The sequence below is a fragment of the Streptomyces sp. NBC_01451 genome (assembly GCF_036227485.1).
Taxonomy (GTDB): domain Bacteria; phylum Actinomycetota; class Actinomycetes; order Streptomycetales; family Streptomycetaceae; genus Streptomyces.
This window is the reverse complement of the sequence record NZ_CP109479.1, coordinates 6,367,924-6,385,999: the sequence shown is the minus strand read 5'-3', so window position 1 is coordinate 6,385,999 and position 18,076 is coordinate 6,367,924. Positions and strand designations below refer to the sequence as shown.

The following is an 18,076-nucleotide window of genomic DNA, read 5'->3' as shown; positions in this document are numbered from 1 at the left end:
ACGCGCCTCCGGAGGCCGTCGCCGACTCAGCGCGTCCAGTACGTGATGTTGCGGAAGCGGGCCTCGGCCCGTCCGGTGCCGTGGTGGTAGACGCCGTTCTTGAAGTGGCGGGTGGCGGGGCCGCGGTCCTCTGTCACGAGGACCGACTCGTCGTCGAAATAGACCTCTACGCCGCCCGCCGAGGCGTTGTGCGCGAGTTTGACGTTGAACCACTGGTCGTACGCGTTGGTCTTGAGGACCGTGCGGTCGTACGCCCGCACCGTGCCGCCGTTCGCGCTGTAGGCGTTGAGCATGAAGTCGGTGGCCGGGGTGCCCTCGGGGTGGATCACGCGGAGGATCTGAACGAAGGTCGCGCCGTTCGTGCCGGCGGGGAGGTACACGTCGGCGTCCCACATGTGGCGGCCGGACGTGTACTGCCGCTGCCAGCGCATCTCGGTGCGCGGGTCCGTGGAACTGCCCTGCGACATGGGCTCGTCGGTGTCGTACACCCACATGCGGTGGACGCCGCCGCTGTTGCCGTACCGGTCACCCAGGGCCAGGTTCCACGGCTTCTGCATGGCGTACGTGAACGTGGTCCTCGTCCAGCCGTCCGTGGGGGACGCCGCCGCGGTGGCGGACGGTGAAGCCGCGGAGGCCGTCGACCGGGTCGTCGACCAGGCGGCGCCGCCGGCGAGTAAGCCTCCGGCGGTCAGAACCGTACGCCTCGATGGAGTCATGGGCATGTCAAATCAGCCTTCCGGGAGGGGTACGAGAGACTTGGGAGAGGTGGCGAGCCATCGGATCTATCTTTCGAAGGAGCGTAGAACTGGCATTGACGTGCGTCAACGCTCAGGTCCAGTCCAAGAGAGATCCGATGTACGCCACCTTCCTCGCTACGGCTGCTTCTCCCGGAGGCCGGAGTTGAACACCGGGTGGTAGCTCTCCGGCGGGGCCAGATAACTGACCGGCAGTCCGCCCGTGTCGATGACGATCTGGTCCACGGCGATCGCCGCGTCGACCATGAAGAGCCGCAGTTCGTGCTCGCCGGGTTCGGTGACGCTCACCGTGGCCGTCAGTCTCTCGACGCCGTCCTCCACGTTGCGGGCCCAGGCGTCGCCCCGGTTGCCGGTGGCGACGGACTGCCCCGACAGCACCGTCACCGGCTGGTCGTCGAGGCAGAGCGCCACCCGCCGATGGCCCCGCTCGTCGAGCGACGGCAACCGGAGGACGGTGACCGGGAAGGTGCCGGTACTGGCGAAGTGCACCCGGTATCTCAACTCCGGTGCGCGCACGGCGAAGTCGGCCGTGATGGGCGCCGCCGTCGACGGCACCGCCTCCACCGCGCCGCTACGACGGCCCAGCCCGCGTACGGTCCGCCAGCGGGCCCCGCCGCGCGTCACCCGGCGGTCGGTGTGCGCGGCGTCGATCGAGACGTATCCGTGCGCCTCGACGAACCCGCTTCTCCAACGCCGGACCCCTGCGGCGTCGTTGCGCACGCTCAGCGGTACGTCGACACGTCGGCCGGCGTCGGCCCCGCTCACGGTGACCGTCGCCTCGTACGTCCCTTCGGGCACCCGGTCCCAGTCGATCTCCACCCACACCCTGGTCTGGTCGGTCAGGGAGCCGCCCGACTCGCTCAGCCGGACCCAGGGGTGACTCGCCTCGGCGGTCCAGCTCAGGGGCAGAAAGCCGGTGTTGAAGACGTCCACGAAGCGTCGGTCCCGGGTGCCGGAGAAGAAGGACAGCTGGCGGGCCGTTCCCGTCTCGTTGCCCTCCGACGCCACTCCCAGGCCCGAGGTCTCCTGGCGGGCGACCCTGCTGACGGCCGGGCGACCCGGCGCCTTCGGGATCTGCGAGGGGTACGGGTTGACGATCCCGTCCCATTTCCCGCCCGCCACCTCGGTGTTGTACCGCTTGGTGAGCGCGGCCTCCGTGGTGTGGGCCGCCTCGGCCAGGTCGGCGAAGCGGTTCGTCCCGGCGCCGCGTCCCTGGCGCAGGGCGAGCGCGTTGCGGTCCGCCCAGTAGTACTTCAGGTTCATCAAGTAGGCCCCGTGGACGGGGTATTCGACCAGTTCGAAGTAGGCGTCCCGGTAGGCCTCGGGCAGCTTGGACCCCAAGGTCCTTGCCCGCTCCAGCAGTTGCTCGTACGCCGCCGTCCGGCGGCCCGCCTCGTCGCCGTGGTGGACCACGGAGAGCAGGCCCTTGGCGATGAACTCCGGGCGCAGTTCCGCCGCGAGGCGGTAGTACTCGGTGCGGATCGCGGCTATCTCGCGGCCGTGGCGCTGCCCGAACTGGCGGCCCGCCCACTCGACCAGGAAGCCCTCGACGCCCTCGACGCCCTGGACGCCCTCGGCACGCTCTCCGTCGTCCGCGTCCGAGCAGTCCGCGCTCCACCGGTGCACGTCCCAGGCGACGTCCATCGCGAAGGACAGCCCGTTCTCGATCGACTTGACGTCCCCCACGTTGAAGATCCACATACGGTCGGCGCCGTGCTCGTACACCCGGCGCAACTCCTGCCAGACCTTGGCCGGTTGGGTGGTGTCCAGCCACAGGTAGCTCTTCGGGCGGCCCCAGTAGGAGAGGTGGTAGTAGATGCCGTTGCCGCCCGGGCGCCGCCGCTCCGTGTCGTCCGGCAGTTGGCGCATGTTGCCGTGGTTGTCGTCCGGCCAGATGAGCGTGACGTCGTCGGGTACCTGGACGCCCGCGTTGTACAGGTCCAGGACCTCCTTGTACGGGATGAAGATCTGCGGCTCGGCCGCCTGGCCGACCTCCTCGGCCAGGATGCGGCGCTGGTCGGCGATGATGTCGTTCATCACCACGACCTTCTCGGGGATCGTCGTGGCGTACTTCGTCTCCAGCGCGGTGTCGTGCAGGCCGCGCATGCCGAGCGTCCAACTGCTCTCGTAGGCGGCGTTCTGGCGGGCCCGGGCTCTCCAGTAGTCCGAGATGACACCGGGGTTCACCGTGTAGTCGTACACCGGCAGGCTGCCGTCGGCGTTCCGGTGCTCGGCCGCCCACGGGTCCCACTCGTGGACGCCGTTCCGGAGCAGGGCCTCCGGGTGGCTGGAGCCGACGACTATGCCGTAGCGCTCGGCCAGTTCGGGGTTCTCGCGGTGCTTGTTGAAGAAGTCGGAGTACGGATGCATGGCCGGCCAGAGGTAGTTGGCCTTGAGGCGGAGGAGCAGTTCGAAGACGTGCTTGTACGTCTCGGGGCCGATGTTCTTGTCCGGCTCCTGGGTGCGGTGGGACCAAGTGGTCAGGTTCTGCTCGTCGTTGACGAAGATGCCCCGGTACCGGACGGACGGCTCGTGGCGGGTGAAGGGGCCCGCCGGCACGGTCACTTCGTCACGGTGCTCGACCGGCACGTCGGCCCACCAGTACCAGGGCGAGACCCCGATGCGTTCCGAGGTGTCGTAGATCCCGTAGATCGTGCCGCGCCGGTCGCTGCCCGCGATCACCAGCGCGCGGTCCACCCCGGGCAGCGGACGGTCGACCACCTGGGTGATCGAGGCCTCCCAACGCCCCTTCACCCGGGAGACGTTCAGGCGGCCCTTGGCGATGAGCCCGTCGATGAGCGGGCTCGCGCCGATCGTGCCGATCACGACCAGCCCCGCGGTCTGCCCGGGGACGGTGTGCAGCAGTCGCGGCCGTACGCCGCCGACCCGTTCGATGTCCGCCTGGAGGTCCCCGGCCGCGCGGAGCACGGCGGGGTCGTCGGCCGCGTCCACGTACACGTCGGTGGCGAATCCGCCGCGCGCCAGCGGGAATTCGGGTCTGCCGGGCCGGAGTGCGGGTGCGGCGTGGGCTGTTCCGGCGAGCAGCCCGGGGAGCAGTGGGGTCACTCCGGCGGCGGCCATTCCGCGCAGGAACGACTTGCGGGTCCATGGGCGTGACCGGTCAGGGGGAGACTGGGGTTGCGGTGACCGGTCCTGGGGGTCGTGGTGCGGCACGAGACGCTCCCGTTCTGCCCAGAGCCCCCCATCGGCTCTTCGCGCAGCCGGTCAGGGAGCTGAGCGATGAGTTGCGTTGGCATGGGCGGACTGGAAAGCACGGCTGGACAACACAGCAAGAAAGCGCTTGCTGCGTGCATCACGCACCCTAGGACAGGCCCGGCCCGCCCGTCCAGACGATCGACGTCGGCGGGCCCGTCCCAGCGGGCCGTGCACCGGCCGCCCGCCGACCCCGCACCGACCGCACACCCACCGCTCATCCCCGCACGCCGACCGCACACCCACCGCGCATCCACCGCACGCCGACCGTGCGCCCACCGCGCACCGCGCACCGCGCACCGACCGCGCAGCGACTACTCCGGCGCCATGTACTCCGTGGCCGCGTCCAGCAGCCAGTCCGTCAGATAGCCGGCGAAGGAGGCGCGGACCAGTACCCAGAAGCCGGCCCTGGGCTCGTCACGCGCGACCAGCACCACCTGGGTGCGGCCCAGGGTCGTCTGGGCGCAGCGGCCGGGGCCGAAGGCACGCGGGTGGAGGTCCAGGGCGCAGCCGTGGGCCAGCAGGTCGCGCGCGCGGGGGCCCGTCACGAGGAGCGTGGTGCGCTGGGCGGAGACGTCGGTGACGGACACCGGTTCGTCTCCGGCCGCCGCCCTGATCCGGCTCTCCAGGTCCCGTTCGCTGCCGGGCGGCCCCACCAGCAGCCACTCGTCCGGGCCCAGCCACAGGCCGACCAGCTCCCCCGCGCGGACGACGGTGTTGGGGGCCACCGGCAGCGGGAGGTCCAGCGCGAGCCCGACCGCGTCCGCCGCCGCTCCCTTGGAGTCGAGGCGCACGTCGAGCTGGGTCAGGAAGGGGAGTTCGGCCAGCCGGACCGCGCCCCCGGAGGCGCGGGTGGCGGCGGCCAGGCGACCGGCCTCGTGCGCCAGCGGGGACACCGGCGACAGGGCGGAGACGGGGGAAGGGGAGGAAAAGGAGGACGGGGCGCCGTGCGGCGGGGCGGCGCTCAGGGTGGTGGTGTCAGCCATCTCGGCGGGCTCCCTCGGGGTCGTAGAGGACGGGGCTCGCGACGGTCACCGGGACCAGCCGGTCACCCACGGGGGCGTACAGGCGCTCGCCCATCCGTTCCCGGCCGCCCTTGATCAGGGCGAGGGCGAAGGTCCGGCCCAGGGCGGCGCTGCGGTAGCTGGAGGTGACATGGCCGAGCATCGGGACGGGCGGTGCGGGCAGCACGCTGTCGGCGACCAGTTGGGTGCCCTCGGGGAGGAAGGTGCCGGGGTCGTCCGGGAGCAGCCCGACCAGGTGCTTGCGGTCGGGGCGGACCGCGTCGGCACGGGCGTACGACCGCTTGCCGATGAAGTCGGGCTTCTTCTTCGACACCACCCAGCTCATGCCGAGGTCCTGCGGGGTGACGGTGCCGTCGGTGTCCTGGCCGATGATCGGGTAGCCCTTCTCGGCACGCAGGACGTGCATGGTCTCCGTGCCGTAGGGCGTGATGCCGTACGGGGCGCCGGCCTCGTACAGCGCGTCCCACAGGGCGCGGGCCTCCCACGGCGACACGTTGATCTCATAGGCCAGTTCGCCGGAGAAGCTGATCCGGCACACGCGTGCGTCGATGCCCGCGACGGATGTCTCGCGCCAGGCCATGAAGGGGAAGTCGGCGTTGTCCACAGCCAGTTGGGGCGCGAGGGAGCCGAGGACGTCCCGGGAGCGCGGGCCGACGAGGGCCACCGTGGCCCATTGTTCGGTGACGGACGTGCAGTGGACGCGCAGGTCCGGCCACTCGGTCTGGGACCACTCCTCCATCCAGTCCAGTACGGCGGCGGCGTTGCCCGTCGTCGTGGTGACCAGGAAGCGGTCCTGGGCGAGGCGGATGACGGTTCCGTCGTCGAAGACCATGCCGTCGGGGCGGCACATCACGCCGTAGCGGATCATGCCGACCTTCAGGGTGCTCATCATGTTGGTGTAGAGCAGGTCGAGGAAGACACCCGCGTCCGGGCCCTGTACGTCGATCTTGCCGAGGGTGGAGGCGTCCATGAAGGCCACGCCGTCCCGGGCGGCGGCGCACTCGCGCAGGACGGCCGTCTCCATGTCCTCGCCGGCCCGCGGGTAGTACCAGGGGCGCTTCCACTGGCCGACGTTCTCGAACAGCGCGCCCTGTTCGACGTGCCAGGCGTGCAGGGCGGTCGTCCGGATCGGGTCGTGCAGCGCGCCCCGGTCGCGGCCCGCGAGGGTGGCGAAGGCGACGGGCGTGTACGGCGGCCGGAACGTGGTCGTGCCGAGCGCCGAGATGTCGACGCCGAGCAGTGCGGCGACGATCCCGCCGGCCAGGAGGCCGGACGTCTTGCCCTGGTCGTTGGCGGTGCCCGCCGTCGTGTAGCGCTTGGTGTGCTCCACCGAGCGCATGCCGGCGCCGGTGGCGCGGGCCAGGTCGTCCACGCTGACGTCACGCTGGAGGTCGACGAAGGAGCGGGTGTCGGAGGCGTCGGGGATGGCGTACACGTGCATGGGCGGGGTGTGCGGTTGCGCGGCCGGGTCGGGGACGGGGAGGCGGGGCGCCTCGGGTGCGTAGCCCTCCGCCGCGAGTGCGCGGGAGGCCGCGCCCACGCCCTGGGCGAGGACCGTCGGCAGGTCCGGGGCGCCGGTCGCGCTGCCCGCGACCTCGACCGCCTGACGGCAGCTGTCGGGGACGAAGGTGCCGAGCGCGTCGTCGTAGCGGAGTCTGCCGCCTGCCTGGCTGAACAGGTGGGCCACCGGGTTCCAGCCGCCGGAGACCAGGAGCAGGTCAGCGGCGAACTCCCGCTGGTCCGTGGCCGCTCCGGCCCCGGCGAGCTCGCCGGTGTACGGGGCGACTGTCACGGCGGTCAGACGCGCGTCGGCTTCCGTACCGACTTCTGCGCCGCCTTCCGTGCCGACGACGGCGTGTCCGGCCAGTACCTCGATCCCGGCCGCCCTCGCGCGCTCGGCCCACTCCCCCGGGTAGGGGCGGGTGTCGACGATCGCCCTCACCTCCGCACCCGCCGCGGTGAGGTCCAGTGCAGCCGCGTACGCGCTGTCGTTCGTGGTGAACACGACCGCCCTGCGGCCGGGCAGGACGCCGTGGCGGTTGACGTACGTACGGGCCGAGGCGGCCAGCATCACTCCGGGGCGGTCGTTGTCCGCGAAGGCCAGGGAGCGCTCGTGGGCGCCGGTGGCGAGGACGACGCGGCGGGCGCGGATGCGCCAGACGCGTTCGCGGGAGACGTTCCCGGGGGCGGCGGCGCCGAGGTGGTTGGTGCGGCGCTCCACGGCGAGGAGGTGGTTGTCGTCGTAGTAGCCGAAGACCGTGGTGCGGGGCAGGACCCGCACGTCGGGGGCGGCTTCCAGGAGGCTCGCGGTCGCCGCCACCCAGTCGAGGTGTTCGGCCGTGCCCAGGAGGCTGCCGCCCGGTTCCGGGCGGTCGTCGGCGAGGATGACCCGGGCGCCGGTACGGGCCGCCGCGGCGGCGGCTGCGAGGCCTGCGGGGCCCGCGCCGACGATCAGCAGGTCGCAGTGGGCGTGTACGGCGTCGTAGCGGGCGGGGTCGGGGGTGGTGGCGAGGCGGCCCTGGCCGGGGAGGCTGGTGGCCGCGAGGCCGTCGTACAGCTCGACCGTGGTGGCGGGGAGCATCGGTTCGGGGAACGGGGCCTCGATCTGGATGACGGCGTTCGGTTCCTCGACGCCTGCCGAGAAGATGCCTCGGGGGCGGCCGAGTTTGATGCTGGTGCCTGTGTGGATGACGCCGTTGGCGAGGAGGGCGGAGGCGAGGGTGTCGCCCTCGTAGCCCTGGTATTCGGTGCCGTCGAAGGTGAAGGTGAGGGGGGTGTTCCGGTTGAGTCGCCCTCGGGTGGGGAGTCTGAACGGCTGGGAGCCTTCCCCCACCCCGCCCCTTCCCGAAAGTTCTGGGGGCTCTGCCCCCAGGCCCCCGGTCGGCCCTGAAAGGGCCTCGTCCTCGATCGCCGGACGGGCTGAAAATGCGGGCCGGGGCTGACTGGTGACCCCAGGAGAAGCAGCAGCCGAAGTGGTCGGGCGCTCCTCGCCCGCCCGGTACACCGCCAGGATCTCGTTCGTCCCTGTGTCACGTACCGCGTTGAACCAGCGGCGGCAGCCCGCGCCGTGGTTCCAGCGTTCGGCGAAGGGGCCCTTCGGGTTGTCGCGGAAGAACAGGTACCGGGCCCACTCCTCGTCGGTCAGGGCCGACGGGTTCTCCGGGTAGGCCACATGTGCCTGGCCGCCGTAGTGGAACTCGGCCTCGTCGCGGGGCCCGCACCACGGGCAGGGGATGAGCAGCATGTCGTTCGGCTCCCTTGAGGGTCCCTAGTGGGCCACGGCGGCGGCGCCGTGCTCGTCGACGAGCGCGCCGGTGGTGAAACGGTCGAGCGAGAAGGGGGCGTTGAGGGCGTGGGGGGTGTCGTGGGCGATCGTGTGGGCGTAGACCCAGCCGACGCCCGGGGTGGCCTTGAAGCCCCCGGTTCCCCACCCGCAGTTGAGGTACAGGTTGTCGACCGGGGTCAGGCCGACGATCGGTGAGGCGTCGGGGCTCACGTCGACGATGCCTCCCCAGGTGCGCAGCACATGGGCCCGCGCGAAGACCGGGAAGAGTTCCAGGGCCGCCGACATCTGTTCCTCGATGATGTGGAACGCGCCGCGCTGCGTGTACGAGTTGTACGAGTCGATGCCCGCACCCATCACCAACTCGCCCTTGTGGGCCTGGCTGACGTACACGTGGACCGCGTTGGACATCACCACGGTCGGGTGGACGGGTTCGAGGAGTTCGGAGACGAGGGCCTGCAACGGGTGGCTCTGGAGCGGGAGTTCGATGCCCGCCATCGCCGCCAGGACCGAGGTGTGGCCCGCCGAGCACAGCGCCACCTTGCCCGCCGCGATCGGGCCCAGGGTCGTCTGCACTCCGACCACCCTGCCGGCGACCACGTCCAGGCCGGTCACTTCACAGTTCTGGATGATGTCGATGCCGGCCGCGTCCGCCGAGCGGGCCAGGCCCCATGCCACGTGGTCGTGCTTGGCGATGCCGGCGCGCGGCTGGTAGGTGCCGCCCAGCACCGGATAGCGCACGTCCGGCGAGATGTTGACGATCGGGCAGACCTCTTTGACCTGGTCCGCGTCGAGCCACTCCGCGTCCACGCCGTTCAGGCGGTTGGCCTCGACCCGGCGCACGCTGTCACGGACGTCCTGGAGGCTGTGGGCCAGGTTCAGCACGCCGCGCTGGGAGAAGAGGATGGGGTAGTCCAGCTCCTCCTCCAGGCCCTCCCACAGCTTCAGGGCGTGCTCGTAGATGCCCGCGCTCTCGTCCCACAGGTAGTTGGAGCGGATGATCGTGGTGTTGCGGGCCATGTTGCCGCCCGCCAGCCACCCCTTCTCCAGCACGGCGACGTTGGTGATGCCGTGGTTCTTCGCCAGGTAGTGGGCGGTGGCGAGGCCGTGCCCGCCGCCACCCACGACGATCACGTCGTACGAGCGCTTCGGCTCGGGCGTGCGCCACAGCCAGTCGGGGTGCTCCGGCAGCTCGGCGCCGGGGGTACGGGGGCTCATCGCGCTTCTCCGTCTTCTGCGGTGAGTGGGCCGGGGGCCCTGAGCGGGACCGGCGAAGCCGGGTGCGGCTGGGCAGCGCCCTGTAGGGGCGCGGGGAACTGCGCGACCAGCCACGACGGCGCCGCAGCGGACCGACAACCCCCCGCCGCCCCTCCAGCGGAGCGCCTACCCACGGAGGCGGGACATCGTCGGGTCGAACAAGGGCTCCTCGGCGACCACTGCCTCCACGCGCCGGTCGAAGTAGCCGATGTGCAACGTGGTTCCAGGGGTGGCCAGTTCGGCCGGCAGCCAGGCGTACGCGATGCCCTTGCCGATCGTGTAGCCGTAGGCGGCGCTCGTCACATAGCCCACCGCCCGGTCGCCCTCGTACACCGGCTCCTTGCCCATGACCACCGACCGCGGGTCCTCGATCGTCAGGCAGGTGAGCTTCCGGCGTACGTCCGTCCTACGGCGTTCCAGTGCCTCCCTGCCGACGAAGTCGCCCTTGTCGGGCTTCACGGCGAAGCCGACGCCGGCCTCGTACGGGTCGTGCTCGTACGTCATGTCGGTGCCGAAGGAGCGGTAACCCTTCTCCAGGCGGAGGCTGTTGAAGGCGCCGCGGCCGGCCGCGATGCCGCCCAGGGGCTGGGCCGCCTGCCAGAGGGTGTCCCAGAGTTTCTGGCCCTGGTCGGCGGTGGTGTACAGCTCCCAGCCGAGTTCGCCGACGTACGACAGGCGCATCGCCGTCACGGGGACGCTGCCGATGTAGGCGCGCTTGGCGCGGAAGTACTTGAGGCCGTCGTTGGAGAAGTCCTCGTCCGTCAGGGGCTGGAGGACCTTGCGGGCCAGCGGGCCCCACAGGCCGATGCAGCACGTGCCGGGCGTGATGTCGCGGACCTGGACCGTGCCGTCGGCCGGGAGGTGGCGGGTGAACCAGTCGAGGTCGAGGTTGCCGTTGGCGCCGACCTGGAAGAGGTCGCGGCCGAGGCGGGCGACGGTGACGTCACTGCGGATGCCGCCGTCGTGGTCCAGGAGCAGGGTGTACGTCACCGAGCCGACCGACTTGGCGACCTTGCTGGTCGTCAGGCCCTCCAGGAAGGCGCCGGCACCGGGGCCGGTCACCTCCAGGCGCTTCAGGGCCGTCATGTCGTACATCGCGACCGTCTCGCGGGTCGCCTGGGCCTCGGCGCCGACGATCGGCGACCAGTACCGCGCCGCCCAGTCGCCCGGGGTGGGGACGGAACGGCCTTCCACCAGGGGCGCGTTGGCCTCGTACCACTGCGGGCGTTCCCAGCCGTTGGCCTCCAGGAAGAAGGCGCCCAGTTCCCGCTGGCGGGTGTGGAAGGGGCTGGTGCGGATCGGGCGGGGGTGCCCGGACGGCTGGAGGGGGTGGAGGATGTCGTACACCTCGACGAAGTTCTGGCAGTCGCGGGCCAGGACGTACTCGGGGGACAGCTGGTGCGGCTCGAAGCGGTTGAGGTCGCACTCGTGCAGGTCGAAGGAGGAGCAGTAGCCGTCGACCAGCAGCTCGGCCATCGCCCGGCCCACGCCCGCCGAGTGGGTCACCCACACGGCCTCCGCCACCCAGAAGCCCTTGACGTCCGGGGACTCGCCCAGCAGCGGGAAGTTGTCGGTGGTGAAGGAGAACAGGCCGTTGATGCCCTCCTCGACCTTCGCGTCCTTCGTGGCGGGGAGGAGCGACTGGGTCTCCGTCCAGGCGGGCTCGAAGTCGTCCTCGGTGAACTTCAGCACCGAGGGCATTCCGCCGGCCGTGTCCGCCTCGTCGAAGGAGAGGATGTCGTCGGCCGGGACCGGCATCGGGCGGTGGCCGTAGTAGCCGATGCCGATGGCGTCGAAGCGGTCGCGGTAGTAGAGGTCGGCGTCCTGGTGGCGCAGGATCGGGCGTACCGCCTCCTCGGTCTGACCCGCGAGGGCGGGGACCGGGCCGGTCCAGGCCAGCTGGTGGGCCAGGGGCGTGAGGGGGAGGTTCAGGCCGGCCATGCGGGCGATCTTCGGGCCCCAGATGCCGGCGCAGCACACGACGATGTCGGCCGGGATCTCGCCCTCGGAGGTGAGGACGCCCGTGACCCGGCCGTCGGTCTGCTGGACGTCCAGTACCTCGTGGCGGGGCAGGAAGGTCACGCCCCGCTCGGTGGCCCGGCGGATCTGGGCCTCCACGGCGAGGACCGCCTTCGCGAGGCCGTCCGTGGGGACCAGGAGGCCGCCCAGGACCCGGTCGCGGTTCAGCAGGGGGTGCTGCTCCGCGCACTCGTCGGGGGTCAGGAGGCGGGACTCGATGCCCCAGGCGGTGATCCAGCCGTGGCGGCGGTGCAGTTCGGTGAGGCGCTCGGGGGTGGTGGCCACTTCGAGGCCGCCGACCTGGAGGAAGCAGGGCTTGCCGTCGACGTCCAGGGAGCAGAACTTCTCGACGGTGTAGCGGGCCAGCTCGGTCATCGTCTTGGACGAGTTCGTCTGGAAGACCAGGCCCGGGGCGTGCGACGACGAGCCCCCGGTGGCGGGCAGCGGGCCCTGGTCGACCACGGTCACTTCGGTCCAGCCTCGCGCGGAGATCTCGTCCGCGAGTGCCGCGCCAACGACGCCCGCTCCGATGATGACCACTCGGGGTCCCGCCATCGCCGCACCTCCGGTTGAAACCAGTCCAGGCCCTCAGTGTCAGTTGCTAGCTACGCAACATGACTCAGGTTGCGCAACTCAATGTGCCTGCCGTGCAGGTGGGTGTCAAGGGTCACCGGCCGTTCTCGCCCCCGCCGCCCTCACCCGTTCCCATCCCCGGGGGCTGCGCCCCGGGACCCCCGCCACGGCGCTGAACGGGCCTCGTCCTCAAACGCCGGACGGGCTGGAGGGTGCCTGCCGGGGTTCGTCCTTCCAGGCACACCAAAGCCCGGCAGTCGGCGCACGCGTACGCGCACCGCCCACCGGGCGGTCATGCTCAACACACCTCAGGCGTCACTTGATCCAGGCGTCGACCTTCGCCTTGTTGGCGTCGACCCACTTCTTCGCCGCCGCCTCGGGGGTCATCTTGTCCTCGGCTATGTACTTGGCCACGGTGTTCTGGTCGTCGTTCGTCCAGGTGAAGTTCTTGACCAGGTCGTAGGCGGGGCTGCCCGACTTGGCGAACTTGGCGCTGACGATCTTGTCGAGCTTGTACACCGGGTAGTCGCACGCGACCTTCTCCAGGTCGGCGTCGCAGCCCGTCTTGTACTCGGGCAGCTTGACCTTCACCAGGGGCACCTCGGCCATGAACCACTGGGGCTCGTAGAAGTAGCCGATCACCCATTCCTTGTTCTTCTCCGCCTTGCGGAAGGCCTGGATGAGCGCGGTCTCGCTGCCCGCGTACACCACCTTGAAGTCCAGCTTCAAGTTCTTGACCAGCGCCTCGTCGTTGGTGACGAACGACGGGTCGCCGTCGAGGAGCTGGCCCTTGCCGCCCGACTCGGAGGTCTTGAACTCCGACGCGTACTTGTCGAGGTTGTTCCAGTCGGTGATGTCCGGGTGGGCCTTGGCGAGCCACGGCGGCACGTACCAGCCGATCAGGCCTTCGTTGCCGGTCGGGCCGACCTCGACCGCCGTCTTCTGGTCGGTGATGTACTTCTTCTTCAGGTCGTCGTGGCCCCAGTTCTCGATGACGGCGTCGACCTCGCCCGTCCCGAAGCCCTGCCAGGCGATCTCCTCCTTCAGGTCCTTCTTGGTGACCTTGCACCCGAGGTCGTTCTCCGCGACGTACGCGACGACCGCCGCGTTCGCCTCGTAGCCCACCCAGGGGTTGACCGCGAGGTTGAAGGTGCCGCACTTCGCGGAGGAACTGGAAGAGGTGTCGGAGCCCGAGGAGTCGTCGCCGACCTTCGCGCCGCCGCAGGCGGTGAGGGTGAGAGCGAGGACGGCCATGCCGGCCGCGCCGACTCTCCACTGTGTTGCTTGCCTTGCCATGGTGGTAGCTCCTTACGCGCTGGTACGCCGCGCCGCTGCCTGAGTGATCCGGTCGAACATGACACCGAGAAGGACGATGGCCAGCCCCGCCGCCAGCCCCTTCCCGTACAGCTGGCCCTGCGAGAAGCCGGCCACGACGTCGTAGCCGAGGGCACCCGCGCCTACCAGGCCGCCCACAACAACCATCGACAGCACGTAGATCAGACCCTGGTTGGTGGCCAGGGTCAGGGCTCCGCGCGCCATCGGCAGCTGGACCTTGGTGATGATCTGCCAGGTGTTGCACCCGGCGGAGGTGGCCGCCTCCACGGTGGTCGCGGGCACGGTCCGTATCCCGTCCGCGATGATCTTCATGGCGACGGGCGCCGCGTAGACGATGGCGGCGACGATCGCCGTGAAGCGGGTCGCGCCGAACAGCGCCAGGAACGGTACGAGGTAGACGAACGGCGGCATGACCTGTGCCGCGTCCAGGGTGGGCCGGATGAGGCGGTCGGCGAGCGGGCTGCGTCCCATCCACACGCCGACGACGACGGCCAGCAGCATCGTCATGACCGTGGCGACGAGCGTGGACGCCAGGGTCGTCATGCTGTCCGACCAGACACCGGTGGCGACCAGCAGGCCGACGCACACGGCCGTGGTGACCCCGGACCGCCAGCCGCCGAGCACCGCGCCGACACCGACCAGGACCGCGCCGACGAGCCACCACGGCGAGTCGGTGAGCAGGGTCTGGAACGGGTTGAGCAGGCCGTTGGTGAGGGCGTCCCGGAAGGCGTTGGTGAGGCCCGACAGGTTGTCCTGCACCCAGGTGCTCGCGCTGTCGGCGCCGCTCGCGACGGAACTGCCGACATCGCCCTCGCCGGGGAACTCCGCGGCCCACACGTAGGTGTGCGAGAGATAGACCAGGACCGCGGTGACGGCGGCTCCCGCCACCACCAGCTGCCGCCGCCTGGCGAGGAGCCGGCCGCCCGATCGCCGGGCCTCCTCCTCGCGGACGCTCGCCGCGGTCGTGACCCGGTCGAGGACGATGGCCATCACGACGATGGCGAGACCGGCGTTGAAGGCCGTACCCACGTCGAGCGACTGGAGGGCCTGGATGACCGTCTTGCCGAGGCCGGGGGCGTCGATCAGGGCGGCGATGGTCACCATGGCGAGGGCGGCCATGATCGTCTGGTTGACGCCCATGACCACGGTCCGCTTCGACATCGGCAGCAGGACCTTCAGCAGCGACTGCCGGCGGGTCGCGCCCAGCGAGTCGGCCGCCTCGACCGTCGTCTCCGGCACGGACCGGATGGCGTGCGCGGTGATGCGGATCGCCGGCGGGGCCGCGTAGATGACGGTGGCGATGGTGGCGGAGGCGCCGCCGATGAGGAAGAACAGGGTCAGCGGGGCGAGGTAGACGAAGGTGGGCATCGTCTGCATGAAGTCGAGGAACGGCGTCATGATCCGGTTGACCCGGTCGGACAGCCCCGCCCACACGCCCAGCGGGATCGCGAACAGCAGCGCCACGAACACCGCGGAGAGCGTCAGGGCGAGCGTGTCCATGCTCTCCTGCCACAGGCCCTGGAGCCCGAAGAAGGTGAACCCGGCGACGGTCAGCAGCGCCACCCGCCAGTTGCCCACGGCCCAGGACACGAACCCGGCGATGCCGACGACCCCGAGCCACCCGATCTGCGGCAGGGGCCGGGTGTCGGACGGCTGGGAGATCAGGTGCTGGACGAGGGTCACCAGGTTGTCGATGACCAGGCGGATCTCGTTGAAGAAGTAGAGGAAGAGCGGGTTGGAGTTGCGGTTGGCACCGATCGAGTCGTTGACGTCGTTCAGCCACCGGTGCAGCCAGGTGAGGTCCGCCGCCGCGAGCGTCAGGGTGTTCGTGCCGCGCAGTACGGCGAACAGCACCAGCCAGACGACCAGGATCGCCCCGACCACCATGCGCCTGCTGACCCGGCGTACGGGGGCGACGGACGCGGCGGCCTCGGGCACCGCGTCCTGGGGCTGCGGCGGCTCGGGGGTCGGGGGTTTCTCCGTGGCGACGGTCATCGCACGTCGCCGCCTTCCGGTTCCTGTCCGGCGACGACCGCGAGGATCTCCTCGTCGCCGACGATGCCGAGCAGCTTGCCGTTCTCGACGACCTTGACCGGCTTCTCGGCGGCGAGGACGGCCCGGGTGGCTTCCCGTACGACGACGTCCGGACCCAGCTCGGGACCGTCGAGGGCGTCGCCGTCGACCGCCGGGCGCATGATCCAGCGCAGGGTGAGGACGTCGGCGCGCGGCACGTCCTTCACGAACTCGCGTACGTAGTCGTCGGCCGGGGCGCCCACCAGCTCGTCGCCCGTCCCGCACTGGACCATCTTGCCGTCGCGCATGATGAGGATGCGGTCGCCCAGCTTGAGCGCCTCGGACAGGTCGTGGGTGATGAAGACCATGGTCTTGCCGACCTCGTGGTGCAGCCGGATGACCTCGTTCTGCATGTCCCGGCGGATCAGCGGGTCGAGCGCGGAGAACGGCTCGTCGAAGAAGAGGACGTCGGGGTCGCCCGCCAACGCCCGTGCCAGACCGACTCGTTGCTGCATGCCGCCCGAGAGCTGGTCGGGGTAGGAGTTCTCGTACCCGGAGAGGCCGACGAGCTCGACGACCTCCAGGGCCCGCTTCATCCGCTCGGCCCGGCCCATCCCGCGTATCTCCAGGCCGAAGCTCACGTTGTCGACGACCCGCCGGTGCGGCAGCAGCCCGAAGTGCTGGAAGACCATGGAGAACTTCTGGCGGCGCAGCTCGCGCAGCCGCTTGTCGTCGGCGTCGCGGATGTTCTCGCCCTCGAAGACGATCTCACCGGCGGTGGGTTCGATCAGCCGGGTGAGACATCGCACCAGGGTCGACTTGCCGGAACCCGACAGACCCATGACCACGAACACCTCACCGGGCGCCACGTCGAAGTCGATGTCGCGTACGGCGGCGGTGCATCCCGTACGGTCCATCAGCTCGCGCCGGGTGAGCCCGCACAGCTCCTCCGACTCCGGCACCCGCTCGGCCTTCGGCCCGAACACCTTCCACAGGCCGCGCACGGAGATGACCGGCGTGCCGTCCGAGTCCTGGGGCGTGCCGCGCCGCTGCGGCACCTCGGTCTGTACTGGGGTCACGATCGACCTCTTTTCGGCGTTCAGCCGCGGAACCAGTGCTGCGGCCGGGGTTGGATGTTCTGCCAGATGTGCTTGGGCTCTCGGTACTCGTCCAGGCCGCTCGGTCCCAGCTCCCGGCCCACACCCGAGTGCCCGAAACCACCCCATTCCGCCTGCGGCACATAGGGGTGGTAGTCGTTGATCCACACGGTGCCGTGGCGCAGCCGCCGGGCGACCCGCTGGGCCTTCCCCGCGTCCTGCGTCCACACGGCCCCGGCGAGGCCGTACTCGGTGTCGTTGGCGATGCGCACGGCGTCGTCCTCGTCCCCGTCCCTGAAGCGCTCCACGGTGAGCACGGGCCCGAAGGACTCCTCGTGCACCACCCGCATGTCCTGCGTGCACTCGTCGAGCACGGTGGGCGGGTAGTAGTGGCCGTCGGCGAGCGCGGGGTCGTCAGGCCGCTCACCGCCGCAGCGCAGCACGGCACCCTCGGCGAGGCCGTCGGCGACGTACGCCTCGACCTTCGCCAGGTGCTGGGCGGAGATCAGCGCGCCGGTCTCGGCCTCGGCGTCGAAGGGCCCGCCGAGCCGGATCTGCCGGGCCCGACGGACGACCTCGTCCACGAACCGGTCGTGGAGGGAGTCCTCGACGATGAGCCGCGCACCGGCGGAGCAGACCTGCCCGGAGTGCAGGAAGACGGCGGTGAGGGCGAAGTCGACGGCCGTCTCGAAGTCGGCGTCGGCGAAGACGACGTTGGGGTTCTTGCCGCCGAGTTCCAGGGCCACCTTCTTCACGCCCGCGGCGGCGGTGGCCATGACGCGCTTGCCGGTCTCCAGGCCTCCGGTGAAGGAGACCATGTCGACGGCGGGGTCCTCGGAGAGCGGCGCCCCGACCTCGGGCCCGGCCCCCAGCACGAGGTTGGCGACGCCGGCGGGCAGCCCGGCCTCGGCGAGCGCCCGCATCAGCAGGATCGAGGTGGAGGGAGTGAGTTCGCTCGGCTTGAGAACGATCGTGTTGCCGGCGAGAAGGGCCGGGGCGACCTTCCAACTGGCTTGCAGGAGGGGGTAGTTCCAGGGGGTGATGAGCCCGCACACACCGACGGGCTCGTAGACCACCCGGCTGACGGCGTCGTCGCGGCCGGTGTCGATGACCCGGCCGGCGTCCGTGCCCCCGATCCCGCCGTAGTGGCGGAAGCAGGAGACGACGTCGGCGATGTCGTACTCGCTCTCCACGAGCCGCTTGCCGGTGTCCAGCGACTCGGCGCGGGCGAACTCCTTGGCGTCGCGCTCGACGATGTCCGCGGTGCGCAGCAGCAGCCGGCCGCGCTCCCGCTCGGGGGTACGCGGCCAGGGTCCTGTGTCGAAGGCACGGCGGGCGGCGGCTATCGCGGCCTCGGCGTCGGGACGGGTCCCCTCCGAGACGGTCGCGGCGAGCCTGCCGTCGGCGGGACATCGTATTTCGCGGCGACCACCGGCCACCGGCTCCCGCCATTCACCGTCCACATACAGGTCTGCCACGCGCCAAGCCTTTCAACAGAAATTCGTT

10 protein-coding genes are annotated in these 18,076 nt (G+C 70.7%); all 10 read right to left on the bottom strand.

Features of this window, described 5'->3' with window-relative positions:
- Positions 1 to 26: 26 nt before the first annotated feature.
- Positions 27 to 722 carry a polysaccharide lyase family 7 protein gene (locus OG595_RS28050; protein ID WP_329276731.1) on the bottom strand — a complete coding sequence of 232 codons (696 nt, stop codon included), beginning with the start codon at positions 720 to 722 and terminating at the stop codon, positions 27 to 29.
- Positions 723 to 872: 150 nt separating this feature from the next.
- The gene (locus tag OG595_RS28045) at positions 873 to 3,836 is read right to left on the bottom strand and encodes a glycosyl hydrolase 115 family protein (RefSeq protein ID WP_329276729.1); all 2,964 of its coding nucleotides are present in this window, start codon (positions 3,834 to 3,836) and stop codon (positions 873 to 875) included.
- A 446-nt stretch (positions 3,837 to 4,282) separates the two neighbouring features.
- Positions 4,283 to 4,954 (bottom strand): sarcosine oxidase subunit gamma, encoded by a 672-nt coding sequence (locus OG595_RS28040; RefSeq protein ID WP_329276727.1) that lies wholly within the window; start codon positions 4,952 to 4,954, stop codon positions 4,283 to 4,285.
- Positions 4,947 to 8,237, bottom strand: a complete 3,291-nt coding sequence (locus OG595_RS28035) for a sarcosine oxidase subunit delta family protein (protein ID WP_329276725.1) — start codon at positions 8,235 to 8,237, stop codon at positions 4,947 to 4,949. The genes OG595_RS28040 and OG595_RS28035 overlap by 8 nt, the downstream gene beginning before the upstream one ends.
- 24 nt (positions 8,238 to 8,261) lie before the next feature.
- Positions 8,262 to 9,494: a sarcosine oxidase subunit beta family protein gene (locus tag OG595_RS28030; protein WP_329276723.1), complete on the bottom strand. Its 1,233-nt coding sequence runs from the start codon at positions 9,492 to 9,494 to the stop codon at positions 8,262 to 8,264.
- Positions 9,495 to 9,659: 165 nt separating this feature from the next.
- Complete coding sequence (locus OG595_RS28025; protein WP_329276721.1) at positions 9,660 to 12,107, bottom strand: GcvT family protein; 2,448 nt, start codon at positions 12,105 to 12,107, stop codon at positions 9,660 to 9,662.
- Positions 12,108 to 12,440: 333 nt separating this feature from the next.
- On the bottom strand, positions 12,441 to 13,421 hold the full coding sequence (locus tag OG595_RS28020; RefSeq protein ID WP_329276719.1) for an ABC transporter substrate-binding protein: 981 nt from the start codon (positions 13,419 to 13,421) through the stop codon (positions 12,441 to 12,443).
- Positions 13,422 to 13,433: 12 nt separating this feature from the next.
- Positions 13,434 to 15,455, bottom strand: a complete 2,022-nt coding sequence (locus OG595_RS28015) for an ABC transporter permease (protein WP_329276717.1) — start codon at positions 15,453 to 15,455, stop codon at positions 13,434 to 13,436.
- A complete protein-coding gene (locus OG595_RS28010; protein ID WP_329276715.1) occupies positions 15,452 to 16,552 on the bottom strand; it encodes a quaternary amine ABC transporter ATP-binding protein in 1,101 nt (366 codons plus the stop codon). The genes OG595_RS28015 and OG595_RS28010 overlap by 4 nt, the downstream gene beginning before the upstream one ends.
- Positions 16,553 to 16,572: 20 nt before the next feature.
- Positions 16,573 to 18,048, bottom strand: coding sequence for an aldehyde dehydrogenase family protein (locus OG595_RS28005; protein WP_329276713.1), 1,476 nt, complete (start codon positions 18,046 to 18,048; stop codon positions 16,573 to 16,575).
- Positions 18,049 to 18,076 lie beyond the last annotated feature (28 nt).